The organism is Serratia sp. ID 25-353, from assembly GCF_054792795.1.
This window is the reverse complement of record NZ_CM139236.1, coordinates 4,672,745-4,693,132: the sequence shown is the minus strand read 5'-3', so window position 1 is coordinate 4,693,132 and position 20,388 is coordinate 4,672,745. Positions and strand designations below refer to the sequence as shown.

At 53.8% G+C, this 20,388-nt stretch carries 34 protein-coding genes; 28 read left to right on the top strand and 6 right to left on the bottom strand.

Annotated elements, in window-relative coordinates; translation table 11 throughout:
- Positions 1-6 precede the first annotated feature (6 nt).
- The 23 genes from rplP to ACYF6X_RS22410 all read left to right on the top strand — a co-directional run bounded on the left by rplP (position 7) and on the right by ACYF6X_RS22410 (position 10,809).
- Entirely contained in the window at positions 7-417 is a 411-nt protein-coding gene (gene rplP, locus ACYF6X_RS22520; protein ID WP_004929764.1) for a 50S ribosomal protein L16, read from the top strand.
- The gene (gene rpmC, locus ACYF6X_RS22515; RefSeq protein ID WP_004929762.1) at positions 417-608 is read left to right on the top strand and encodes a 50S ribosomal protein L29; all 192 of its coding nucleotides are present in this window, start codon (positions 417-419) and stop codon (positions 606-608) included. The genes rplP and rpmC overlap by 1 nt, the downstream gene beginning before the upstream one ends.
- Positions 609-863 carry a 30S ribosomal protein S17 gene (gene rpsQ / locus ACYF6X_RS22510; RefSeq protein WP_004929760.1) on the top strand — a complete coding sequence of 85 codons (255 nt, stop codon included), beginning with the start codon at positions 609-611 and terminating at the stop codon, positions 861-863.
- A 172-nt stretch (positions 864-1,035) separates the two neighbouring features.
- Complete coding sequence (rplN, locus tag ACYF6X_RS22505; protein WP_000613954.1) at positions 1,036-1,407, top strand: 50S ribosomal protein L14; 372 nt, start codon at positions 1,036-1,038, stop codon at positions 1,405-1,407.
- Positions 1,408-1,416: 9 nt separating this feature from the next.
- Entirely contained in the window at positions 1,417-1,731 is a 315-nt protein-coding gene (rplX, locus tag ACYF6X_RS22500; protein ID WP_004929758.1) for a 50S ribosomal protein L24, read from the top strand.
- Positions 1,732-1,745: 14 nt separating this feature from the next.
- Positions 1,746-2,285: a 50S ribosomal protein L5 gene (rplE, locus tag ACYF6X_RS22495; RefSeq protein WP_061800465.1), complete on the top strand. Its 540-nt coding sequence runs from the start codon at positions 1,746-1,748 to the stop codon at positions 2,283-2,285.
- 13 nt (positions 2,286-2,298) lie between these two features.
- The gene (gene rpsN, locus ACYF6X_RS22490; protein ID WP_048232029.1) at positions 2,299-2,604 is read left to right on the top strand and encodes a 30S ribosomal protein S14; all 306 of its coding nucleotides are present in this window, start codon (positions 2,299-2,301) and stop codon (positions 2,602-2,604) included.
- Positions 2,605-2,634: 30 nt separating this feature from the next.
- Complete coding sequence (gene rpsH / locus ACYF6X_RS22485; RefSeq protein ID WP_004929753.1) at positions 2,635-3,027, top strand: 30S ribosomal protein S8; 393 nt, start codon at positions 2,635-2,637, stop codon at positions 3,025-3,027.
- A 14-nt stretch (positions 3,028-3,041) separates the two neighbouring features.
- Positions 3,042-3,575: a 50S ribosomal protein L6 gene (gene rplF / locus ACYF6X_RS22480; protein ID WP_004929751.1), complete on the top strand. Its 534-nt coding sequence runs from the start codon at positions 3,042-3,044 to the stop codon at positions 3,573-3,575.
- A 9-nt stretch (positions 3,576-3,584) separates the two neighbouring features.
- Complete coding sequence (rplR, locus tag ACYF6X_RS22475) at positions 3,585-3,938, top strand: 50S ribosomal protein L18 (protein ID WP_004929748.1); 354 nt, start codon at positions 3,585-3,587, stop codon at positions 3,936-3,938.
- Between the two features lie 14 nt (positions 3,939-3,952).
- Positions 3,953-4,453, top strand: coding sequence for a 30S ribosomal protein S5 (gene rpsE, locus ACYF6X_RS22470; RefSeq protein ID WP_004929747.1), 501 nt, complete (start codon positions 3,953-3,955; stop codon positions 4,451-4,453).
- A gap of 6 nt (positions 4,454-4,459) precedes the next feature.
- A complete protein-coding gene (gene rpmD / locus ACYF6X_RS22465) occupies positions 4,460-4,639 on the top strand; it encodes a 50S ribosomal protein L30 (protein WP_048232028.1) in 180 nt (59 codons plus the stop codon).
- A 3-nt stretch (positions 4,640-4,642) separates the two neighbouring features.
- Positions 4,643-5,077 carry a 50S ribosomal protein L15 gene (gene rplO, locus ACYF6X_RS22460; protein WP_004929742.1) on the top strand — a complete coding sequence of 145 codons (435 nt, stop codon included), beginning with the start codon at positions 4,643-4,645 and terminating at the stop codon, positions 5,075-5,077.
- Between the two features lie 7 nt (positions 5,078-5,084).
- The gene (secY, locus tag ACYF6X_RS22455; protein ID WP_004929740.1) at positions 5,085-6,416 is read left to right on the top strand and encodes a preprotein translocase subunit SecY; all 1,332 of its coding nucleotides are present in this window, start codon (positions 5,085-5,087) and stop codon (positions 6,414-6,416) included.
- Positions 6,417-6,449: 33 nt separating this feature from the next.
- Entirely contained in the window at positions 6,450-6,566 is a 117-nt protein-coding gene (gene rpmJ / locus ACYF6X_RS22450; protein ID WP_002227352.1) for a 50S ribosomal protein L36, read from the top strand.
- 148 nt (positions 6,567-6,714) lie between these two features.
- Positions 6,715-7,071, top strand: coding sequence for a 30S ribosomal protein S13 (gene rpsM, locus ACYF6X_RS22445; protein ID WP_004929734.1), 357 nt, complete (start codon positions 6,715-6,717; stop codon positions 7,069-7,071).
- 16 nt (positions 7,072-7,087) lie between these two features.
- A complete protein-coding gene (gene rpsK, locus ACYF6X_RS22440) occupies positions 7,088-7,477 on the top strand; it encodes a 30S ribosomal protein S11 (RefSeq protein ID WP_004929731.1) in 390 nt (129 codons plus the stop codon).
- A 30-nt stretch (positions 7,478-7,507) separates the two neighbouring features.
- Complete coding sequence (gene rpsD, locus ACYF6X_RS22435) at positions 7,508-8,128, top strand: 30S ribosomal protein S4 (protein ID WP_025304496.1); 621 nt, start codon at positions 7,508-7,510, stop codon at positions 8,126-8,128.
- 25 nt (positions 8,129-8,153) lie between these two features.
- Positions 8,154-9,143: a DNA-directed RNA polymerase subunit alpha gene (locus tag ACYF6X_RS22430; protein WP_002919219.1), complete on the top strand. Its 990-nt coding sequence runs from the start codon at positions 8,154-8,156 to the stop codon at positions 9,141-9,143.
- A 40-nt stretch (positions 9,144-9,183) separates the two neighbouring features.
- Positions 9,184-9,573: a 50S ribosomal protein L17 gene (rplQ, locus tag ACYF6X_RS22425; RefSeq protein ID WP_004929726.1), complete on the top strand. Its 390-nt coding sequence runs from the start codon at positions 9,184-9,186 to the stop codon at positions 9,571-9,573.
- A gap of 148 nt (positions 9,574-9,721) precedes the next feature.
- A complete protein-coding gene (locus tag ACYF6X_RS22420) occupies positions 9,722-10,096 on the top strand; it encodes a DnaJ family domain-containing protein (protein WP_130018786.1) in 375 nt (124 codons plus the stop codon).
- A complete protein-coding gene (gene zntR, locus ACYF6X_RS22415) occupies positions 10,096-10,527 on the top strand; it encodes a Zn(2+)-responsive transcriptional regulator (RefSeq protein WP_033636251.1) in 432 nt (143 codons plus the stop codon). Before ACYF6X_RS22420 ends, zntR begins: the two co-directional genes overlap by 1 nt.
- A gap of 75 nt (positions 10,528-10,602) precedes the next feature.
- The gene (locus tag ACYF6X_RS22410) at positions 10,603-10,809 is read left to right on the top strand and encodes an alternative ribosome-rescue factor A (RefSeq protein ID WP_047729715.1); all 207 of its coding nucleotides are present in this window, start codon (positions 10,603-10,605) and stop codon (positions 10,807-10,809) included.
- Positions 10,810-10,867: 58 nt separating this feature from the next.
- Here the strand turns inward: ACYF6X_RS22410 and mscL are convergent, their stop codons facing one another.
- The 5 genes from mscL to def form a co-directional block, all read right to left on the bottom strand.
- Entirely contained in the window at positions 10,868-11,284 is a 417-nt protein-coding gene (gene mscL / locus ACYF6X_RS22405; RefSeq protein WP_025304493.1) for a large-conductance mechanosensitive channel protein MscL, read from the bottom strand.
- 137 nt (positions 11,285-11,421) lie between these two features.
- Positions 11,422-12,798, bottom strand: coding sequence for a Trk system potassium transporter TrkA (gene trkA / locus ACYF6X_RS22400; protein ID WP_063991190.1), 1,377 nt, complete (start codon positions 12,796-12,798; stop codon positions 11,422-11,424).
- 55 nt (positions 12,799-12,853) lie between these two features.
- Complete coding sequence (rsmB, locus tag ACYF6X_RS22395; protein WP_130018787.1) at positions 12,854-14,143, bottom strand: 16S rRNA (cytosine(967)-C(5))-methyltransferase RsmB; 1,290 nt, start codon at positions 14,141-14,143, stop codon at positions 12,854-12,856.
- Positions 14,144-14,215: 72 nt separating this feature from the next.
- A complete protein-coding gene (gene fmt / locus ACYF6X_RS22390) occupies positions 14,216-15,160 on the bottom strand; it encodes a methionyl-tRNA formyltransferase (protein ID WP_063991188.1) in 945 nt (314 codons plus the stop codon).
- Positions 15,161-15,177: 17 nt separating this feature from the next.
- Complete coding sequence (gene def, locus ACYF6X_RS22385) at positions 15,178-15,687, bottom strand: peptide deformylase (protein WP_015379260.1); 510 nt, start codon at positions 15,685-15,687, stop codon at positions 15,178-15,180.
- 133 nt (positions 15,688-15,820) lie between these two features.
- On the opposite strand from def, the gene dprA reads away from it, so the two are divergent.
- From dprA to aroE, 5 genes are read left to right on the top strand one after another with little or no spacing between them, the layout of a single operon-like run.
- Positions 15,821-16,942, top strand: coding sequence for a DNA-protecting protein DprA (gene dprA / locus ACYF6X_RS22380; protein WP_107228116.1), 1,122 nt, complete (start codon positions 15,821-15,823; stop codon positions 16,940-16,942).
- A complete protein-coding gene (gene smg / locus ACYF6X_RS22375; protein WP_130018788.1) occupies positions 16,914-17,387 on the top strand; it encodes a DUF494 family protein Smg in 474 nt (157 codons plus the stop codon). The genes dprA and smg overlap by 29 nt, the downstream gene beginning before the upstream one ends.
- A 25-nt stretch (positions 17,388-17,412) precedes the next feature.
- Positions 17,413-17,958 carry a DNA topoisomerase family protein gene (locus tag ACYF6X_RS22370; RefSeq protein WP_063991186.1) on the top strand — a complete coding sequence of 182 codons (546 nt, stop codon included), beginning with the start codon at positions 17,413-17,415 and terminating at the stop codon, positions 17,956-17,958.
- Positions 17,959-17,965: 7 nt separating this feature from the next.
- Positions 17,966-18,535 (top strand): L-threonylcarbamoyladenylate synthase type 1 TsaC, encoded by a 570-nt coding sequence (tsaC, locus tag ACYF6X_RS22365; RefSeq protein WP_063991185.1) that lies wholly within the window; start codon positions 17,966-17,968, stop codon positions 18,533-18,535.
- Between the two features lie 11 nt (positions 18,536-18,546).
- On the top strand, positions 18,547-19,365 hold the full coding sequence (gene aroE / locus ACYF6X_RS22360) for a shikimate dehydrogenase (RefSeq protein WP_063991194.1): 819 nt from the start codon (positions 18,547-18,549) through the stop codon (positions 19,363-19,365).
- Between the two features lie 39 nt (positions 19,366-19,404).
- On the opposite strand, the gene ACYF6X_RS22355 is transcribed toward aroE, so the two are convergent.
- On the bottom strand, positions 19,405-19,947 hold the full coding sequence (locus ACYF6X_RS22355; RefSeq protein WP_063991184.1) for a gamma carbonic anhydrase family protein: 543 nt from the start codon (positions 19,945-19,947) through the stop codon (positions 19,405-19,407).
- Positions 19,948-20,388 lie beyond the last annotated feature (441 nt).

The following is a 20,388-nucleotide window of genomic DNA, read 5'->3' as shown; positions in this document are numbered from 1 at the left end:
TCGCTGATGTTACAACCAAAGCGTACAAAATTCCGTAAGGTGCACAAGGGCCGCAACCGTGGTCTGGCGCAAGGTACGGATGTTAGCTTCGGCACTTTCGGTCTGAAAGCTGTTGGCCGTGGCCGTCTGACTGCTCGTCAAATCGAAGCAGCTCGTCGTGCAATGACTCGTGCAGTTAAGCGTCAAGGCAAGATCTGGATCCGTGTATTCCCGGACAAACCGATCACCGAGAAGCCGCTGGAAGTGCGTATGGGTAAAGGTAAGGGTAACGTGGAGTATTGGGTTGCCCTGATCCAGCCTGGTAAGGTCCTGTACGAAATGGACGGCGTGCCAGAAGAGGTTGCCCGCGAGGCATTCAAACTGGCAGCAGCGAAACTGCCGATCAAAACCACCTTTGTAACTAAGACGGTGATGTAATGAAAGCACAAGAGCTGCGTGAAAAAAGCGTTGAAGAGCTGAATGCCGAGCTGCTCAACCTGCTGCGTGAGCAATTCAACTTGCGCATGCAGGCGGCCAGTGGCCAGCTGCAACAAACTCACCTGTTGAAACAAGTGCGTCGTGACGTCGCACGCGTTAAGACTTTACTGACTCAAAAGGCGGGTGTGTAAATGACTGAAGTTATCCGTACCCTGCAGGGTCGTGTTGTTAGCGATAAAATGGAGAAATCCATCGTTGTTGCTATCGAACGTACTGTGAAGCACCCGATCTACGGGAAATTCATCAAACGTACGACCAAGCTGCACGTACATGACGAGAACAACGAATGTGGTACCGGCGACGTGGTGGAAATCCGCGAATGCCGCCCACTGTCCAAGACTAAGTCCTGGACGTTGGTTCGCGTTGTAGAGAAAGCGATTCTGTAATAGAGTAGCTGGCTCTCACTTAATAAACGGCTCAGAAAATGAGCCGTTTATTTTTTCTACCCATACCAAGTAAGCGGTGTTATAATGCTGCGCCCTCGGTTATGGGGCTTTTCAACGGCCTAATTTTTACTTGGGTCTTTAAAGTAGTAGTTGACATTAGCGGAGCACTAAAATGATCCAAGAACAGACTATGCTGAACGTCGCCGACAACTCCGGTGCACGTCGCGTAATGTGTATCAAGGTTCTAGGTGGCTCGCACCGTCGCTACGCAGGCGTCGGCGACATCATCAAAATTACCATCAAGGAAGCAATTCCTCGCGGTAAGGTGAAGAAAGGCGATGTTCTGAAGGCGGTAGTGGTGCGCACCAAGAAGGGTGTACGTCGCCCGGACGGTTCTGTCATTCGCTTCGATGGCAATGCATGCGTTATTTTGAACAATAACAGCGAGCAGCCTATCGGTACGCGTATTTTTGGGCCGGTAACTCGTGAACTGCGTAATGAGAAGTTCATGAAAATTATCTCTCTGGCACCAGAAGTACTCTAAGGAGCGAACATGGCAGCGAAGATCCGTCGTGATGACGAAGTTATCGTGATTACCGGGAAAGACAAAGGTAAGCGCGGTAAAGTAAAAAATGTCCTGTCTGCTGGCAAGGTCATTGTTGAAGGCATCAACCTGGTTAAGAAACACCAGAAGCCGGTTCCGGCTCTGAACCAACCAGGCGGCATTGTTGAAAAAGAAGCTGCAATTCAGGTTTCTAACATTGCTATCTTCAACGCGGCTACCGGCAAGGCTGACCGTGTAGGCTTTAGATTCGAAGACGGCAAAAAAGTCCGTTTCTTCAAATCTAACAGCGAAACTATCAAGTAATTTGGAGTAATACGATGGCGAAACTGCATGATTACTACAAAGACGAGGTAGTCAAACAACTGATGTCTCAGTTTGATTACAACTCTGTCATGCAAGTCCCTCGGGTCGAGAAGATCACCCTGAACATGGGTGTTGGTGAAGCGATTGCTGACAAGAAACTGCTGGATAACGCCGCAGCGGACCTGACAGCTATCTCCGGTCAAAAACCGTTGATCACCAAAGCCCGCAAATCTGTTGCAGGCTTCAAAATCCGTCAGGGCTATCCGATCGGCTGTAAAGTAACTCTGCGTGGCGAACGCATGTGGGAGTTCTTTGAGCGCCTGATCTCCATTGCTGTTCCACGTATCCGTGACTTCCGTGGCCTGTCCGCCAAGTCATTCGATGGCCGTGGCAACTACAGCATGGGCGTGCGTGAGCAAATCATCTTCCCAGAAATCGACTACGACAAAGTCGATCGCGTTCGTGGTTTGGATATTACCATTACCACTACTGCGAAATCTGATGATGAAGGCCGCGCGCTGCTGGCTGCTTTTAACTTCCCGTTCCGCAAGTAAGGCAGGGTTACTGATGGCTAAGCAATCAATGAAAGCACGCGAAGTCAAGCGCGTGAAATTAGCTGACAAGTTCTTTGCAAAACGCGTTGAACTGAAAGCTATTATCTCTGATGTGAACGCATCCGATGAAGATCGTTGGAATGCCGTTCTCAAGCTGCAAACTCTGCCGCGTGATTCCAGCCCGTCTCGTCAGCGTAAACGCTGCCGCCAAACTGGCCGTCCACATGGTTATGTGGGCAAATTCGGGTTGAGCCGTATTAAGCTTCGTGAAGCCGCTATGCGCGGTGAAGTACCAGGCTTGAAAAAGGCTAGCTGGTAATTACCAATTGAATCACGGGAGTAAAGACAGATGAGCATGCAAGATCCGATCGCGGATATGCTGACCCGTATCCGTAACGGTCAAGCCGCGAACAAAGTTGCGGTCACCATGCCTTCCTCCAAGCTGAAAGTGGCAATTGCCAACGTGCTGAAGGAAGAAGGTTTTATTGAAGATTTCAAAATCGAAGGCGACGCCAAGCCTGTTCTGGAACTGGTACTGAAGTACTTCCAGGGCAAAGCTGTGGTAGAAAGCATTCAACGTATCAGCCGTCCAGGTCTGCGCATCTACAAGAAAAAAGATGAGCTGCCAAAAGTTATGGCCGGTTTGGGTATCGCTGTTGTTTCTACCTCTAAAGGTGTTATGACCGATCGTGCAGCTCGCCAGGCTGGTCTTGGTGGCGAGATTATCTGCTACGTAGCTTAATTCGGGAGGAAAGAATGTCTCGTGTTGCAAAAGCACCCGTCGTCATTCCTGCCGGCGTAGAGGTAAAACTCAACGGTCAGGTTATTTCGATTAAGGGTAAAAACGGCGAGTTGACTCGTACTATCCACGACGCCGTTGAAGTGAAGCAAGAAGCTAACGCACTGACTTTCGCTCCGCGCGAAGGTTTTGCTAACGCATGGGCTCAAGCGGGTACCACGCGCGCTCTGCTGAACGCAATGGTTGTTGGTGTTACCGAAGGCTTCACCAAAAAGCTTCAACTGGTAGGTGTTGGTTATCGTGCTGCCGTTAAAGGCAACGTGGTGAATTTGGCCCTGGGCTTCTCTCACCCTATCGATCACCAGCTGCCGGCAGGTATCACTGCTGAATGCCCAAGCCAAACTGAAATCGTGCTGAAAGGCGCTGATAAGCAGGTCATTGGCCAGGTAGCAGCAGATCTGCGTGCTTACCGTCGTCCTGAGCCTTACAAAGGCAAAGGTGTTCGTTACGCCGACGAAGTCGTGCGTACCAAAGAGGCTAAGAAGAAGTAAGGTAACACTATGGATAAGAAATCTGCTCGTATCCGTCGTGCGACCCGCGCACGCCGCAAGCTCCAAGAGCTGGGTGCAACCCGCCTGGTGGTACATCGTACCCCGCGTCACATTTACGCACAGGTGATTGCTCCAAACGGTTCTGAAGTACTGGTAGCCGCTTCTACTTTAGAAAAAGCTATCGCGGAGCAACTGAAGTATTCCGGTAACAAAGACGCAGCAGCAGCCGTAGGTAAAGCTCTGGCTGAGCGCGCGTTGGAAAAAGGGATTGCGAAAGTATCCTTTGACCGTTCCGGTTTCCAATATCATGGTCGAGTCCAGGCACTGGCAGATGCTGCCCGTGAAGCTGGCCTTCAGTTCTAAGGAAGAGGTTTAAGATGGCTCACATCGAAAAACAAGCTGGCGAACTGCAGGAAAAGCTGATCGCGGTAAACCGCGTATCTAAAACCGTAAAAGGTGGCCGTATTTTCAGCTTTACCGCACTGACTGTAGTTGGTGATGGTAACGGTCGCGTTGGTTTTGGCTACGGCAAAGCACGCGAAGTTCCAGCAGCGATCCAGAAAGCGATGGAAAAAGCCCGTCGCAACATGATGAACGTCGCGCTGAACAGCGGCACCCTGCAGCACCCTGTTAAGGGCGCTCACACGGGTTCTCGCGTGTTCATGCAGCCTGCTCATGAAGGTACCGGTATCATCGCGGGTGGTGCAATGCGCGCCGTTCTCGAAGTTGCTGGGGTGCACAACGTATTGGCTAAAGCTTATGGTTCCACCAACCCGATCAACGTGGTTCGTGCAACTATCGACGCTCTGGCGAATATGAAGTCTCCTGAAATGGTCGCTGCTAAGCGTGGTAAATCCGTTGCCGACATTCTGGGGTAATTGACCATGGCTAAGACTATTAAAGTTACACAAACTCGCAGCTCAATTGGCCGTCTGCCGAAGCATAAAGCTACTCTGCTCGGTCTGGGTCTGCGTCGTATTGGTCACACCGTAGAGCGCGAGGATACTCCTGCTGTTCGCGGTATGGTCAACCTGGTTTCCTACATGGTTAAAGTTGAGGAGTAACAGATGCGTTTAAATACTCTGTCTCCGGCTGAAGGTGCCAAGCATGCGCCTAAGCGTGTAGGTCGTGGTATTGGTTCTGGCCTGGGTAAAACCGGCGGCCGTGGTCACAAAGGTCAGAAGTCTCGTTCTGGCGGTGGCGTACGTCGTGGTTTCGAAGGTGGTCAGATGCCTCTGTACCGTCGTCTGCCGAAATTCGGCTTCACTTCACGCAAAGCGATGATCACGGCAGAAGTTCGTCTGTCTGAACTGGCTCTGGTTGAAGGCGATGTTATCGACCTGAACGCGCTGAAAGCCGCTAACGTAGTTGGTGTCCAGATCGAATTCGCGAAAGTTGTACTTTCTGGCGAAGTCGCTCGTCCGGTAACCCTGCGTGGTCTGCGTGTCACCAAAGGCGCTCGTGCTGCTATCGAGGCTGCTGGCGGTAAAATTGAGGAATAAGTAGCAGATGGCTAAGCAACCAGGATTAGATTTTCAAAGTGCTAAAGGCGGGCTCGGCGAGCTGAAGCGCAGACTTTTGTTTGTAATCGGCGCGCTGATTGTCTTCCGTATCGGCTCTTTCATTCCGATTCCTGGTATCGATGCCACTGTGCTTGCCAAATTGCTTGAGCAGCAGAGAGGCACTATCATTGAAATGTTTAACATGTTCTCTGGTGGTGCCCTCAGCCGTGCTTCTATCTTTGCTCTGGGGATCATGCCGTATATCTCGGCGTCGATCATTATCCAGTTGCTGACGGTGGTTCATCCAGCGTTGGCGGAAATCAAGAAAGAAGGGGAGGCTGGCCGTCGCAAGATTAGCCAGTACACCCGTTACGGTACGCTGGTATTGGCCATATTTCAGTCGATCGGTATTGCTACCGGTCTGCCGAATATGCCTGGTATGCAGGGCCTGGTGTTAAACCCAGGCTTTGCATTCTACTTTACTGCGGTTGTGAGCCTGGTAACCGGGACAATGTTCCTGATGTGGCTGGGTGAGCAGATTACTGAGCGCGGTATCGGTAACGGTATCTCGATCATTATCTTCGCGGGTATTGTAGCGGGGCTCCCGCCGGCAGTGGCCCATACTATCGAGCAAGCGCGGCAAGGCGACCTGCACTTCCTCCTGCTGCTGTTGGTTGCAGTATTGGTGTTTGCAGTAACCTTCTTCGTTGTTTTCATCGAGCGTGGTCAACGTCGTATCGTCGTTAACTATGCGAAGCGTCAACAAGGTCGTCGTGTTTATGCAGCACAGAGTACACATTTACCGTTGAAAGTGAACATGGCGGGTGTTATCCCGGCGATTTTCGCTTCCAGCATTATTCTGTTCCCGGCCACGATTGCATCATGGTTTGGGGGCGGTACCGGTTGGAACTGGCTGACTACGATTTCGCTGTATTTGCAGCCAGGGCAACCGCTTTATGTGTTACTCTATGCGTCTGCAATCATCTTCTTCTGTTTCTTCTACACGGCGTTGGTCTTCAACCCGCGTGAGACAGCAGATAACCTGAAGAAGTCCGGTGCCTTCGTACCAGGAATTCGTCCGGGAGAGCAAACGGCGAAGTATATCGATAAAGTAATGACGCGTTTAACCCTGGTGGGCGCGATGTACATTACTTTCATCTGCCTGATCCCGGAGTTCATGCGTGATGCAATGAAAGTACCATTCTACTTTGGTGGTACCTCGCTACTGATCGTGGTTGTCGTCATCATGGACTTTATGGCTCAAGTGCAAACTCTGATGATGTCAAGTCAGTACGAGTCTGCATTGAAGAAAGCAAATCTGAAAGGCTATAACCGCTAGTCAGATTCGTTTGAGAAGTTACGGAGAGTAAAAATGAAAGTTCGTGCTTCCGTCAAGAAATTATGTCGTAACTGCAAAATCGTTAAGCGTAACGGTGTCGTTCGTGTGATTTGCAGCGCCGAGCCGAAGCATAAACAGCGTCAAGGCTGATTATCTCGCATATTTTTCTTGCAAAGTTGGGTTGAGCTGGCTAGATTAGCCAGCCAATCTTTTGTATGTCGCACTGCAACACTATTTGAGTATCCTGAAAACGGGCTTTTCAGAATGGTGTTGCTGTATAAAATAGTAGGAGTGCATAGTGGCCCGTATAGCAGGCATTAACATTCCTGATCATAAACATACCGTTATCGCCTTAACGTCGATCTTCGGTATCGGTAAAACCCGTTCACAGGCTATCTGTGCATCCACGGGTATTGCTGAAAATGTTAAGATCAGTGAGCTGTCTGAAGAGCAAATCGAAAAGCTTCGTGATGCAGTTGCCAAATACACCGTCGAGGGTGATTTGCGTCGTGAAATTACCCTGAGCATCAAGCGTCTTATGGACCTTGGTTGCTATCGTGGTTTGCGTCATCGTCGTGGTCTGCCGGTACGCGGTCAGCGCACCAAGACCAACGCTCGTACCCGTAAGGGTCCGCGCAAGCCGATCAAGAAATAATCGGGGTTATTGAATAATGGCAAAGGCACCTGTTCGTACACGTAAACGTGTAAGAAAGCAAGTCTCTGACGGCGTGGCTCATATCCATGCTTCTTTCAACAACACCATCGTTACCATCACTGATCGTCAGGGTAATGCTTTGGGTTGGGCAACAGCCGGTGGTTCCGGTTTCCGTGGTTCTCGTAAGTCCACTCCGTTCGCAGCACAGGTTGCAGCAGAACGTTGTGCTGACGCAGTAAAAGAATACGGTATCAAGAACCTGGAAGTTATGGTTAAAGGACCTGGTCCTGGTCGTGAGTCTACTATCCGCGCTCTGAACGCGGCTGGTTTCCGCATCACTAATATTACTGATGTGACTCCGATCCCTCATAACGGTTGTCGTCCGCCGAAAAAGCGCCGCGTGTAACGCAGCTTTTAGGATTGTTGGAGAAAGAAAATGGCAAGATATTTGGGTCCTAAGCTCAAGCTGAGCCGTCGTGAGGGCACAGACCTGTTCCTTAAGTCTGGCGTTCGCGCGATCGATTCCAAGTGTAAAATTGAACAAGCACCTGGTCAGCACGGTGCGCGTAAACCGCGTCTGTCTGATTACGGTGTTCAGTTGCGTGAGAAGCAGAAAGTTCGCCGTATGTACGGCATTCTGGAGCGTCAATTCCGTAACTATTACAAAGAAGCAACCCGCCTGAAGGGCAACACCGGTGAAAACCTGTTGCAGCTGCTGGAAGGTCGTCTGGACAACGTTGTTTACCGTATGGGCTTCGGCGCTACTCGTGCAGAGTCACGTCAGCTGGTTAGCCACAAAGCAGTTATGGTAAACGGTCACGTTGTTAACATCGCTTCTTATCAGGTATCTCCGAATGACGTAGTCAGCATCCGCGAGAAAGCTAAAAAGCAGTCTCGTGTTAAAGCTTCTCTGGAGCTGGCTGAGCAGCGTGAAAAGCCGACTTGGCTGGAAGTTGATGCTGCTAAGATGGAAGGCGTGTTCAAGCGTATGCCTGAACGTACCGATCTGTCTGCGGACATTAACGAACACCTGATCGTCGAGCTTTACTCCAAGTAAAGCTTAGTACCAAAGAGAGGACACAATGCAGGGTTCTGTGACAGAGTTTCTAAAACCGCGCCTGGTAGATATCGAGCAAGTCAGTTCGACGCACGCCAAGGTGACCCTTGAGCCTTTAGAGCGTGGCTTTGGCCATACTCTTGGCAACGCACTGCGCCGTATTCTGCTTTCATCTATGCCGGGTTGCGCGGTGACCGAGGTTGAGATTGATGGTGTACTGCATGAGTACAGCACCAAAGAAGGCGTACAGGAAGATATCCTGGAGATCCTGCTCAACCTGAAAGGGCTGGCGGTGAGAGTTCAAGGCAAAGACGAAGTTATTCTTACCCTGAATAAATCTGGCATTGGCCCTGTGACCGCTGCCGACATCACCCATGATGGTGATGTCGAAATCGTCAAGCCTCAGCACGTGATTTGCCACCTGACTGATGAGAACGCGGCTATCAGCATGCGTATCAAAGTTCAGCGCGGTCGCGGTTATGTGCCGGCTTCTGCCCGAATTCATTCGGAAGAAGATGAGCGCCCAATCGGTCGTCTGTTGGTTGACGCCTGCTACAGCCCTGTAGAGCGTATCGCCTACAATGTTGAAGCTGCGCGTGTAGAACAGCGTACTGACTTGGATAAGCTGGTCATCGAGATGGAGACCAATGGCACGATCGATCCTGAAGAGGCGATCCGCCGTGCGGCCACCATTCTGGCTGAACAACTTGAAGCTTTCGTTGACCTGCGTGATGTACGTCAGCCGGAAGTTAAAGAAGAGAAACCAGAGTTCGATCCGATCTTGCTGCGCCCTGTTGACGATCTGGAATTGACTGTCCGCTCTGCTAACTGCCTCAAGGCAGAAGCTATCCACTACATCGGTGATCTGGTACAGCGTACCGAGGTTGAGTTGCTGAAAACGCCAAACCTGGGTAAAAAATCTCTTACCGAGATTAAAGACGTGCTGGCCTCACGTGGTCTGTCTCTGGGCATGCGCCTGGAAAACTGGCCGCCGGCAAGCATTGCTGACGAGTAACCGGATCACAGGTTAAGGTTTTACTGAGAAGGATAAGGTCATGCGCCATCGTAAGAGTGGTCGTCAACTGAACCGTAACAGCAGCCATCGCCAGGCTATGTTCCGTAACATGGCCGGCTCTTTGGTTCGTCATGAGATCATCAAGACGACCCTGCCAAAAGCAAAAGAGCTGCGTCGCGTTGTTGAGCCGCTGATTACTCTTGCCAAGACCGACAGCGTAGCTAATCGTCGTCTGGCATTCGCCCGTACTCGTGATAACGAGATCGTGGCAAAACTGTTTAACGAGCTGGGCCCGCGTTTCGCGAGCCGTGCCGGTGGTTACACTCGCATTCTGAAGTGTGGCTTCCGCGCAGGCGACAACGCGCCGATGGCATACATCGAGCTGGTTGATCGTGCTGAGTCTCAAGCAGAAGTAGCAACTGCAGAGTAATCTGTAGACGCGTAAAAAAACCGGGCTTGCCCGGTTTTTTTACGTCCAAACCTAGCCGAATGTGCGTAATTCTCCCGCTGCGCTTAAGATCCCCGCCCCTATCCGCTATGCTAAGGCTTCATCATTAGGCTTACCGAGGTTGTCTGTCATGGGGTTGCTCGATCAATGGGCGGAACGCCATATCCTTGATGCCCAGGATAAAGGCGAGTTCGACAATCTGCCCGGACAGGGCCAACCGTTGGCGCTGGAAGATGACAGCGCAGTGCCGGCTGAGCTGCGCGCCGGTTACCGTCTGCTGAAGAATACCGGTTACTTGCCACCGGTACTGGAAGATCGCAAAGAGGCATTGACCGTTGCTCGCTTGCTGCAAGGGATTAACGGTGAGCATCCGGATTATGTCGAACTCAGCAAACGCATGGCGCTGCTGGAGCACCGGTTGCGCCAGGCTGGGATGAGCACGGATTTCTTACATGGTGAATATCAGCGTGCATTGGACGGCAAATTTACCCGAGAGGAGAAGTAATGTTCAAGATAGGTCAGTTGGCCAAACTCGCCGAAGTGACGCCGGATACCGTGCGTTACTATGAAAAGCAGGGCATGATGGATCACAATGTCCGCACCGAAGGTGGCTATCGGCTGTACACCGAGCAGGATCTGCAGAGGCTGCGCTTCATTCGCTATGCTAAGCAACTGGGATTTACTCTGGAAACGATCGCCGAGCTGCTGTCGATCCGCGTCGATCCTGAGCATCATACCTGTCAGGAGTCGAAGTCTATCGTCGATGCGCGCCTGAGCGAAGTGGAAAGCAAGTTGGCGGAGCTGACTCGTATGCGTGAATCGCTGAAGCGGCTGAGTGATGCCTGCTGCGGTACTGCCCATACCAGCAATTATTGTTCTATTCTGGAAGCCTTAGAACAGGGCGCCAGCGATGAAAAAGGTAAAAAAGGTTGTTGACGGCACTTTAATTTTTATACCGCCGGCAGTATTATCGCCCCGTTTTATCACCACACCTTTTACAGGAGCATTATCATGACGAAATATCGTCACACTAAAGGTCAGATACAAGATAACGCCATTGAGGCGCTGCTGCATGATCCGCTATTCCGTCAAAGAGTAGAAAAGAATGTGAAAGGCAAAGGCAGCTATCGGCGTAAAGAAAAACACAACAAAGGCGGTAACTGGGAGGCCAGTGGTAAACTATCAAACGATAAGTTACCACTGGCCTTCTGGTTTTAAGGCATTAAAAAAGCCACCGTCGTCAGGTGGCTTTTTATTGGCATAACCAAACGCTGTTTTACAGTTTTGGCTGCTGTTGCTGGCTCAGCAGGTCACGGATTTCCGTCAGCAGTTTCTCTTCTGCAGTAGGTGCTGGCGGCGCTGCCGGTGCTTCTTCCTGCTTGCGGCGCATTTTGTTCATCAATTTAATCGCCAGGAAGATGGCGAAGGCGACAATCACGAAATCGAATACGGTTTGAATGAATGAACCGTAGTTCATTACCACCGCCGGGACGGCGCCCTGAGCTTCACGTAATACCAGATGGAACTGTTTAAAGTCGACGCCGCCGATCAGCAAGCCCAGAGGTGGCATGATGATATCGGCCACGAAGGACGAAACAATCTTGCCGAATGCAGCACCGATAATCACACCGACGGCCAAATCGACCACGTTGCCACGCATGGCAAATTCGCGAAACTCTTTCAACATACTCATAGAACGCACCCCTTGCAGAATTAATAACTCAAGTTTAACAAAGCAATTTCCCTTTGCCACAAAAGGAGAGAAGTTTTATCTCCCCCCAAGGCAGAGAACAACTACGCGATTATAGACCATCGCCTAATAAATTCGTTCTACAAGAAGAACGGGCTCGGTTGGAACAAGCGTTCAACGTCCGGCACGAATTTCTTGTCGGTAATAAACATGATGACGTGATCGCCCTGTTCGATTTTGCTATTGCCGTTGGCGATGATCACATCGTCGCCACGCACGATCGCACCGATGGTGGTACCCGGTGGCAACTTGATGTCTTCGACGATGCGGCCGACCACTTTGGACGTGCTTTCATCGCCGTGGGCAATCGCCTCGATCGCTTCCGCCACCCCGCGGCGCAGCGACGACACGCTGACGATATCCGCTTTGCGCACGTGCCCCAACAGGGCGGAGATGGTCGCCTGTTGCGGTGAAATGGCGATATCGATCACGCTGCCCTGCACCAAATCGACATAGGCGCGGCGCTGGATCAATACCATCACCTTCTTGGCGCCCATGCGCTTGGCCAGCATGGCCGACATGATGTTGGCCTCATCGTCGTTGGTGATGGCGATGAAGACATCCACCTGCTCGACGTGCTCTTCGGCCAGCAGTTCTTGATCGGAGGCATCGCCATAGAACACGATGGTATCGTGCAGCTGCTCGGCCAGTTCTGCGGCGCGTTGCTGGTTCCGCTCGATCAGTTTGACGTTGTAGTCTTTTTCCAACCTGGCGGCTAGGCCTGCGCCGACGTTGCCGCCGCCGACGATCATGATGCGCTTATACGGTTTTTCCAGCCGCTGCAGTTCGCTCATCACCGCACGGATGTGCTGTGAGGCTGCGACGAAGAAGACTTCATCACCGGCTTCGATAATGGTCGAGCCTTGCGGCCTGATCGGTCTGTCCTGGCGGAAAATCGCGGCGACGCGGGTGTCGATATGCGGCATGTGTTCGCGCATCGAAGAGAGCGCATTGCCGACCAGCGGGCCGCCGTAATAGGCTTTAACCGCGGCGATGCTGACCTTGCCTTCGGCAAAATTGACTACCTGCAGCGCACCGGGGTATTCAATCAGCTTGTAGATATAGTCGATGACCAACTGCTCCGGTGAAATCAGATGGTCGATCGGCACCGCTTCCGGCAGGAACAGTTTCTCCGACTCGCGGATATATTCCGGCGCGCGGATACGGGCGATACGGTTGGGGGTATTAAACAGAGAATAGGCGATCTGGCAGGCGATCATGTTGGTTTCGTCGGAGTTGGTGACGGCGACCAGCATGTCGGCGTCTTCCGCGCCGGCTTCGCGCAGCACCCTAGGGTGAGAGCCGTGTCCCTGAACCACCCGCAGATCGAATTTATCCTGCAGCTGACGCAGACGACCGGAATCGGTATCGACGACGGTGATATCGTTGTTTTCACCCACCAGGTTTTCCGCCAGTGTCCCGCCAACCTGACCGGCACCAAGAATAATTATTTTCATCGTGTTCTCTGCTTCACACTGAAAGACTTAGGGCGCGCATGCACGCCCCGAAGCATTACATTTTAATCAGCTTAGCGTAAAAGAAGCCATCGCCGTCCTCGGGATGCGGGATATTCTGCCGCCCCGGCCGCTGCGCATCGCCGGTTTCAAGCAGCTTGGCATCGGCGTGGCGCTGCAAGAACGCGGCGATCTGGCCGCTGTTTTCATCCGGCAGGATAGAGCAGGTGGCGTAAACCATCACGCCGCCCGATTTCAGATGGGGCCAGACGGCTTTCAGGATGTCGGCCTGCAGCGCGGCGAGTTCGGCGATGTCGCGATCGCGGCGTAGCCATTTGATGTCGGGGTGACGGCGGATCACGCCGGTGGCGGAACAAGGCGCGTCCAGCAGGATCCGGTCGAACTGCTTGTCACCGCACCATTGCTGCGGGGTGCGGCCATCGCCCAGTTTAACCTCGGCATGCAAACGCAGGCGCTGCAGGTTTTCCTTCACCCGCGCCAGGCGCTGTTCGTCGATATCGACCGCCATGACGTGCGCTTTCGGTGCCGCTTCCAGTATATGCGTGGTTTTGCCGCCAGGCGCGGCGCACAAATCGAGGATCTGTTCACCGTCTTGCGGATCCAATAGATCGACACAGCCCTGGGCTGAGGCATCTTGCACGGTGACCCAGCCGTCGGCGAACCCAGGCAGATCGGTCACGGCGCAAGGCGCCAGCAACCGCACTGCATCGGCATAGTCTGAATGAGGCTCTGCGGCGATACCGGCGTCGGTCAACAACTGCAGATAAGCTTCGCGGGTGTGATGCAGGCGGTTGACGCGCAGCCACATCGGTGGCTTCTGGTTATTGGCATCGACGATCTGTTTCCAGTTGGCGGGATAGGCTTGTTGAATGCGTTTCAGTAACCAGCTCGGGTGCAGATAGCGGCTGTCATTGTTGGCGGCGCGCTGCAGCAGCTCTTCCTGCTGGCGCTGGAATTGCCGCAAGACGCCGTTAATCAGGCCTTTCAACTGCGGACGTTTCAGCGCCACCGCGCCTTCCACGGTTTCGGCCAATACAGCGTGCGCCGGGATACGGGTATACAGCAGCTGATACAGGCCGACCATCAGCAGATAGTGCAGCGTACGCTGTTTGCCGGTCAGCGGCTTGGCCATCAATTGTTGAATGCACCATTCGAGCTGCGGCAGCACGCGCAACGTGCCGAAACACAGTTCCTGTAACAACCCGCGATCTTTATCGCTGATGGCGGCTTGGAGCGCCGGCAGGACAGTGCTGAGTGACTGCCCTTGATCCAGCACCTGGCCGATGGCTTTGGCAGCGATGCTGCGGAGATTGTAATTATTTTTCATAGGCTGAAGCTGATAACGATCGGCATTAAGAAAATAACGGCCCGGCGATGAACGGCCGGGCAGTGGGGTGACTTACAGCCGGTTACCCGGGGCAAACCATTCACGACGTGAATTTAAAAGGTCTTGCGCCGACATCGGTTTCTTGCCGGCGGGCTGCAGTTGGATCAGATTGAGGATGCCGTCGGCGGTTGCCACCTGGATGCCGTGTTTGTCGGCATGGACAACGGTGCCTGGCTCCGCATTGGCACTTTGCGCCAGTACGCTGGCTTGCCATACTTTCACCGGTTGATCGTCGATGGTGAAGTAACTGATCGGCCAAGGATTGAAGGCGCGGATGCAGCGCTCCAGCTGGGCTGCGGACAGATTCCAGTCCAGGCGGGCTTCTTCTTTGCTCAGTTTCTCGGCGTAAGTGACCAGCGCTTCGTCCTGCACTTCGCGGGTGGCACTACCGTCTGCCATTTGGCGCAGCGTAGTCAGCATGCCCTGTGGGCCGAGCTGTGCCAGCTTGTCGTACAGACTGGCGCTGGTATCGCTGCTCTCAATCGGGCAGGCAATCTTGTGCATCATGTCGCCGGTATCGAGGCCGACGTCCATCTGCATGATGGTCACGCCGGTCTCGCTGTCGCCGGCCCAGAGCGAACGCTGGATCGGTGCCGCGCCGCGCCAGCGAGGCAGCAGCGAGCCATGTACGTTGATGCAACCGAGACGCGGCATATCCAGCACCGCCTGCGGCAGGATCAGCCCGTAGGCAACCACCACCATCACGTCGGCGTTGAGATCGGCCACCAGGCGTTGGTTCTCTTCGGGGCGCAGCGATTTGGGCTGAAATACCGGCAGGTGGTGTTGCTCGGCCAGCACTTTGACTGGGCTTGGCGTCAGCTTGTTGCCGCGGCCCGCCGGGCGGTCGGGCTGGGTAAAAACGCCGACAATCTGGTGCTCAGATGACAACAGCGCGTCAAGATGACGCGCTGCGAAGTCTGGTGTTCCGGCGAAAATAATCCGTAAAGAATCAGACACGTTGATTTCCTGATCGGTTAGGCGCGGGCTTGAAGCTTGGCCATTTTTTCCAGTTTCTGACGAATGCGCTGACGCTTGAGCGGCGACAGGTAATCGACGAACAGTTTACCCATCAGGTGATCCATCTCGTGCTGAATGCAGATCGCCAACAGATCGTCCGCTTCCAGCTCGAAAGGTTTGCCTTCACGATCCAGCGCGCGGATCTTCACCTGCGCGGCACGTGGTACCAACGCACGCTGCTCGGGAATGGAAAGACAGCCTTCCTCGATGCCGGTTTCGCCGCTCTTTTCCAGCAATTCCGGGTTGATCAGCACCAGGCGCTGATCGCGATTCTCGGAGACGTCGATCACGATAATGCGCTGATGGATATCCACCTGAGTCGCAGCCAGGCCAATACCTTCCTCTGCGTACATGGTTTCAAACATATCATCCACGATGCGCTGGATATCTGCATTGACTTCTTTTACCGGCGCTGCGACTTTGCGCAGACGCTCGTCTGGGAAATGTAATACCTGCAAGACTGACATATATCTTTAGATCTGTATCCGAGTAATGAACGAGGTTTAACCTCTATTCTAGACATTTCCCGGCCTGATTGACAGCATTGCGCACCAATTGCTCGGATTGGTAATACCACCGTTTTTGCTGAGGGAACAGACGATGCGGCCGGAAGAGATCGCTTTACGGATGCGAGGGGTAACGGGGCTGCAGACCGTCGTGGCCAGCCGGATCGTGCGGCAGCTATCGCAAATGGGGAACGAGCCTCGCCGCGTGCTGCATGAGCTGGGGTTGAACGAACGGCAGCAGACGCAGTTCAACCAGCTGGATCCCGGTTATTTGGCCGCGACTCTGCGTTGGCTGGAGGAGCCGGCGCACCGTATGCTGAACTATGGGGCTGCCGGCTATCCCGAACGTCTGGCCCAGATCGACGATGCACCGCTGTTTCTGCTGATCGAGGGCGATCCTCAGGCGTTGCTGCGCCCGCAGCTCGCCATGGTTGGCAGCCGGCAGTTCAGCCACTACGGCGAGCGTTGGGCCAATTATTTCGCCGAGGAATTGGCGCGTTGCGGTTTCACCATCACCAGCGGTTTGGCGATCGGTATCGACGGCATTTGCCATCGCGCAGCGCTGGCGGCCGGGGGTTGCACGGTAGCGGTGTTGGGCAGTGGGCTGGCCAATGTTTATCCACGCCGGCACCGCAGGCTCGCGGAGCAGATTGTCGAGCAGGGCGGCGCGGTGATTTCAGATCATTTGGTCACCGATTTGCCTCTGGCCGACCATTTTCCGCGCCGCAACCGCATTATCAGCGGGCTGAGCCAGGGCGTTCTGGTCATAGAAGCCTCGTTGCGCAGCGGTACCCTGGTGACGGCTCGCTATGCGCTGGAGCAGGGGCGTGAGGTATTCGCCTTGCCGGGGCCGTTAGGGAATCCGATGAGCGAAGGCACGCATTGGCTGATCCAACAGGGCGCGCATCTGGTGACTGGGCCGAAAGATATCGCCGAATTGCTGGGAAGCGGTCTTCAATGGCTGCCACTGAACGAAAATACAACTATTTGTGCGTCGCAGGCTGAAGTTGAATTGCCATTTGCCGATGTGTTGGCTAACGTAGGAGATGAGGTGACACCTGTTGACGTCGTCGCTGAACGTGCCGGCCAACCTGTGCCAGTGGTGGTAATCAAGTTACTCGAACTGGAGTTAGCAGGGTGGATCGCAGCTGTACCCGGCGGCTATGTCCGAATAAGGAGGGCAAGCCATGTTCGACGTACTCATGTACTTGTTTGAAACTTATATCCACAATGAACCAGAGATGCGCGTCGATCAGGATCAACTGACCGATGATCTCGCTCAGGCGGGGTTTGATCGGGATGATATCTACAACGCGTTGAATTGGCTTGAGAAGTTGGCTGACCTGCAAGAAGGTCAAAATGCGCCTTACTTTATGGATGCCGATCCGCTGGCAATGCGGATCTACACCGAAGAGGAAAGCGCGCGTTTGGACGCCGGCTGCCGTGGTTTTCTCCTGTTCCTGGAACAGATTCAGGTATTGAACCTCGAAACCCGTGAAATGGTTATCGACCGCGTTATGGCCTTGGATAATGCGGAATTCGATCTCGAAGATCTGAAATGGGTCGTGTTGATGGTGCTGTTTAATATCCCCGGATATGAAAGCGCCTATCAGCAAATGGAAGAACTGTTGTTTGAAGTGAACGAAGGTTATCTGCATTGAGCCGATAACGCGCATAGAAGACGTTATGACAAAAAACGCGATTTTTGCCGCTAGGCAAAATGAACCCTGTCCGGAATGCGGGGCTGAGCTGGTGATCCGTAGCGGTCGCCATGGCCCCTTCCTCGGCTGTTCCCAGTACCCTGAATGCCAATATATTCGCCCGCTGAAAGCGCAGGCCGATGGGCATATCGTCAAGGTGCTGGATGGGCAGCAGTGCCCGAAATGCCAGGCGACGTTGGTGCTGCGCCAGGGGCGCTATGGCATGTTTATCGGTTGCAGTGCTTATCCGCAGTGCGATCACACTGAAGTGATCGATAAGCCTGACGAAACCGCCATTACCTGCCCGCAGTGCGGTCAGGGCAAACTGCTGCAGCGCAAGTCGCGCTACGGCAAGATTTTTCATTCCTGCGATCGTTACCCTGAATGCCAATTCGCCCTCAATGTTAAACCCGTCGCCGGTGAATGTGCCTATTGCCATTATCCGCTGCTGATGGAAAAGCGCACGGCAAAAGGCCCCGTCCTGTGCTGTGCCAGCAAGCTGTGCGGAAAACCCGTCGCGACTACAGAATAATCACATCATGAACTCAGAATTAAGCCCGAACCTTGTATCTATCATCGATGCTTTGCATCAACAGCAGGTTATCGCTTATCCCACCGAAGCGGTATTCGGCCTGGGTTGCGATCCCGACAGCGAACAAGCGGTCAATGCGCTGCTGGCGTTGAAACAGCGGCCGTGGGAAAAGGGGCTGATTCTGATTGCCGCCGATTATGCACAGCTTAAGCCCTATATCGACGACAGCGCGCTCAGCGAACAGCAGCGCGCAACGATGTTTGCCAGTTGGCCAGGGCCGGTAACCTGGGTGTTGCCCGCCCGGCCGGAGACGCCGCGCTTGTTGACAGGGCGTTTCAGCTCGCTGGCGGTGCGCGTCAGCGACCATCCGTTGGTGCAGCTGCTGTGCCGGCAGTATGGCAAGCCGCTGGTGTCGACCAGCGCCAATCTCAGTGGGCTGGAGCCATGCCGCAGTACGGATGAGGTCACACGGCAATTCGGCGAAGCTTTCCCGGTATTGGCCGGCGAGGTGGGCGGCCGTCTTAATCCTTCCGAAATCAGAGATGCTTTGACCGGCGAACAGATCCGTCAGGGCTAGAGGTAATGGGCATGGAGAAATTTGCGGTATTTGGCAACCCTATCGGTCACAGCAAGTCGCCGCGAATTCATGCGCTGTTCGCTGCTCAGACCGGCATTGAGCATCCTTATGGAACAGTGCTGGCGCCGCTTGATGGTTTTGAAACCCGTCTGCAGGCGTTTATCCACGCCGGAGGGCAGGGGGCGAACGTCACGGTGCCTTTCAAAGAGCGTGCTTATGAGCTCGCCTCCGAGCTGAGCGAGCGTGCAGCGATGGCCGGGGCGGTCAATACCTTGAAGGTGTTGCCGAATGGTGGTCTATTGGGAGATAACACCGACGGCATCGGTTTGCTGACCGATTTGCAGCGTCAGCAATTGATCCGGCCGCAGGATCATATCCTGCTGGTGGGCGCCGGCGGCGCGGCGCGTGGCGTGATTCTGCCGCTGCTGTCTTTCGGCTGCCGGCTCACGATCACCAACCGCACCTTCAGCCGGGCTCAAGAGTTGGCCGACGCTTTCCGGCATCTGGGGGAGATCTCGGCGGTACCGATGGATCAACTGAATCAGCAAGCGTTCGATCTGGTGATCAACGCGACGGCGTCCGGTATCAGCGGGGAGATCCCGGCGTTGCCCGCAGGCGTGGTGAACGCGCAAACCCGTTGCTATGACATGTTCTATCAGCAGGGCGTCACGCCGTTCCTGGCCTGGGCGCAGCAGCGGGGGGCAACGGAATATGCCGATGGGTTGGGCATGCTGGTGGGGCAGGCGGCGCATGCTTTCCTGCTTTGGCACGGAGTGATGCCAGAGATCGAGCCGGTATTGCGCCAACTGCGCAGCGAACTGGCGGCATAAATCCTACCCCGTTCTCTTTCATAAGGAACGGGGTGCCCGTCAGATGTCTTCCGACAGGTATTCATCTTTCCAGCGTACATAGTTGTTAGAAGAATAAAGCAATCCTTCCAACTCGGCGGCGGTCAAAGGCCGAACCTGGCGTGCCGGGCTACCCATATAAAGATAGCCGCTGACCAGGCGTTTGCCCGGCGCCACCAAACTGCCGGCACCAATCATTACGTCGTCTTCTACTACTACACCGTCCAACAGGATCGATCCCATACCGACCAGCACCCGGTTGCCGATGGCGCAGCCGTGCAGCATCGCTTTATGGCCTACGGTCACATCTTCTCCAATCAGTAGGGGATAACCGTCGGGGTTATGTTCGGAGCGGTGAGTTACATGCAGTACGCTGCCGTCCTGAATATTGCTGCGCGCGCCAATCTTTACTGCGTTGACGTCACCGCGGATGGCGACCAGCGGCCAGATGCTGACGTCATCCGCCAGATCGACGTCGCCGATCACGACGCTGGAAGGATCGATCAAGACGCGCTGACCGAGTTTGGGGGTGTATTGAAGATAAGAACGTACTGCATCGGACATAGTGCTGCCTCACGTCGGGATCATATTTACCGGCAATACTAGACTCTGGCGATGGAATTACAACCAACGGCAGCGCCGGATCCTGCGGAAAATGGCCCTGATCGCACAAGATCCACACGGAAGGGCTGAAAAGTGTGCAAACAGAAAGAAAAGATCAAAAAAGGGGTTGTGCAAAAAACTCGGATCCCTATAATGCGCCTCCATCGACACGGCGCAAGTGATTCACTTCACACAGCGGCCGGGAAGAAAGAGAAAAAATCCTGAAAATTAGGGTTGACTCTGAAAGAGGAAAGCGTAATATACGCCACCTCGAGTTAGCAAGCGAAAGCGCCTAACTCACTGCTCTTTAACAATTTATCAGACAATCTGTGTGGGCACTCCACAAGACGATATCCAGCATCTTCGGATGCAAAAAAATATCAAGTCTTGAAGAGTGACTAA

Coding starts and splice junctions, on each gene's coding strand:
- rplP (WP_004929764.1), top strand. CDS start 7: ATGTTACAACCAAAGCGTACAAAATTCCGTAAGGTGCACAAGGGCCGC.
- rpmC (WP_004929762.1), top strand. CDS start 417: ATGAAAGCACAAGAGCTGCGTGAAAAAAGCGTTGAAGAGCTGAATGCC.
- rpsQ (WP_004929760.1), top strand. CDS start 609: ATGACTGAAGTTATCCGTACCCTGCAGGGTCGTGTTGTTAGCGATAAA.
- rplN (WP_000613954.1), top strand. CDS start 1,036: ATGATCCAAGAACAGACTATGCTGAACGTCGCCGACAACTCCGGTGCA.
- rplX (WP_004929758.1), top strand. CDS start 1,417: ATGGCAGCGAAGATCCGTCGTGATGACGAAGTTATCGTGATTACCGGG.
- rplE (WP_061800465.1), top strand. CDS start 1,746: ATGGCGAAACTGCATGATTACTACAAAGACGAGGTAGTCAAACAACTG.
- rpsN (WP_048232029.1), top strand. CDS start 2,299: ATGGCTAAGCAATCAATGAAAGCACGCGAAGTCAAGCGCGTGAAATTA.
- rpsH (WP_004929753.1), top strand. CDS start 2,635: ATGAGCATGCAAGATCCGATCGCGGATATGCTGACCCGTATCCGTAAC.
- rplF (WP_004929751.1), top strand. CDS start 3,042: ATGTCTCGTGTTGCAAAAGCACCCGTCGTCATTCCTGCCGGCGTAGAG.
- rplR (WP_004929748.1), top strand. CDS start 3,585: ATGGATAAGAAATCTGCTCGTATCCGTCGTGCGACCCGCGCACGCCGC.
- rpsE (WP_004929747.1), top strand. CDS start 3,953: ATGGCTCACATCGAAAAACAAGCTGGCGAACTGCAGGAAAAGCTGATC.
- rpmD (WP_048232028.1), top strand. CDS start 4,460: ATGGCTAAGACTATTAAAGTTACACAAACTCGCAGCTCAATTGGCCGT.
- rplO (WP_004929742.1), top strand. CDS start 4,643: ATGCGTTTAAATACTCTGTCTCCGGCTGAAGGTGCCAAGCATGCGCCT.
- secY (WP_004929740.1), top strand. CDS start 5,085: ATGGCTAAGCAACCAGGATTAGATTTTCAAAGTGCTAAAGGCGGGCTC.
- rpmJ (WP_002227352.1), top strand. CDS start 6,450: ATGAAAGTTCGTGCTTCCGTCAAGAAATTATGTCGTAACTGCAAAATC.
- rpsK (WP_004929731.1), top strand. CDS start 7,088: ATGGCAAAGGCACCTGTTCGTACACGTAAACGTGTAAGAAAGCAAGTC.
- rpsD (WP_025304496.1), top strand. CDS start 7,508: ATGGCAAGATATTTGGGTCCTAAGCTCAAGCTGAGCCGTCGTGAGGGC.
- ACYF6X_RS22430 (WP_002919219.1), top strand. CDS start 8,154: ATGCAGGGTTCTGTGACAGAGTTTCTAAAACCGCGCCTGGTAGATATC.
- rplQ (WP_004929726.1), top strand. CDS start 9,184: ATGCGCCATCGTAAGAGTGGTCGTCAACTGAACCGTAACAGCAGCCAT.
- ACYF6X_RS22420 (WP_130018786.1), top strand. CDS start 9,722: ATGGGGTTGCTCGATCAATGGGCGGAACGCCATATCCTTGATGCCCAG.
- zntR (WP_033636251.1), top strand. CDS start 10,096: ATGTTCAAGATAGGTCAGTTGGCCAAACTCGCCGAAGTGACGCCGGAT.
- ACYF6X_RS22410 (WP_047729715.1), top strand. CDS start 10,603: ATGACGAAATATCGTCACACTAAAGGTCAGATACAAGATAACGCCATT.
- mscL (WP_025304493.1), bottom strand. CDS start 11,284: ATGAGTATGTTGAAAGAGTTTCGCGAATTTGCCATGCGTGGCAACGTG.
- trkA (WP_063991190.1), bottom strand. CDS start 12,798: ATGAAAATAATTATTCTTGGTGCCGGTCAGGTTGGCGGGACACTGGCG.
- rsmB (WP_130018787.1), bottom strand. CDS start 14,143: ATGAAAAATAATTACAATCTCCGCAGCATCGCTGCCAAAGCCATCGGC.
- def (WP_015379260.1), bottom strand. CDS start 15,687: ATGTCAGTCTTGCAGGTATTACATTTCCCAGACGAGCGTCTGCGCAAA.
- dprA (WP_107228116.1), top strand. CDS start 15,821: ATGCGGCCGGAAGAGATCGCTTTACGGATGCGAGGGGTAACGGGGCTG.
- smg (WP_130018788.1), top strand. CDS start 16,914: ATGTTCGACGTACTCATGTACTTGTTTGAAACTTATATCCACAATGAA.
- ACYF6X_RS22370 (WP_063991186.1), top strand. CDS start 17,413: ATGACAAAAAACGCGATTTTTGCCGCTAGGCAAAATGAACCCTGTCCG.
- tsaC (WP_063991185.1), top strand. CDS start 17,966: ATGAACTCAGAATTAAGCCCGAACCTTGTATCTATCATCGATGCTTTG.
- aroE (WP_063991194.1), top strand. CDS start 18,547: ATGGAGAAATTTGCGGTATTTGGCAACCCTATCGGTCACAGCAAGTCG.
- ACYF6X_RS22355 (WP_063991184.1), bottom strand. CDS start 19,947: ATGTCCGATGCAGTACGTTCTTATCTTCAATACACCCCCAAACTCGGT.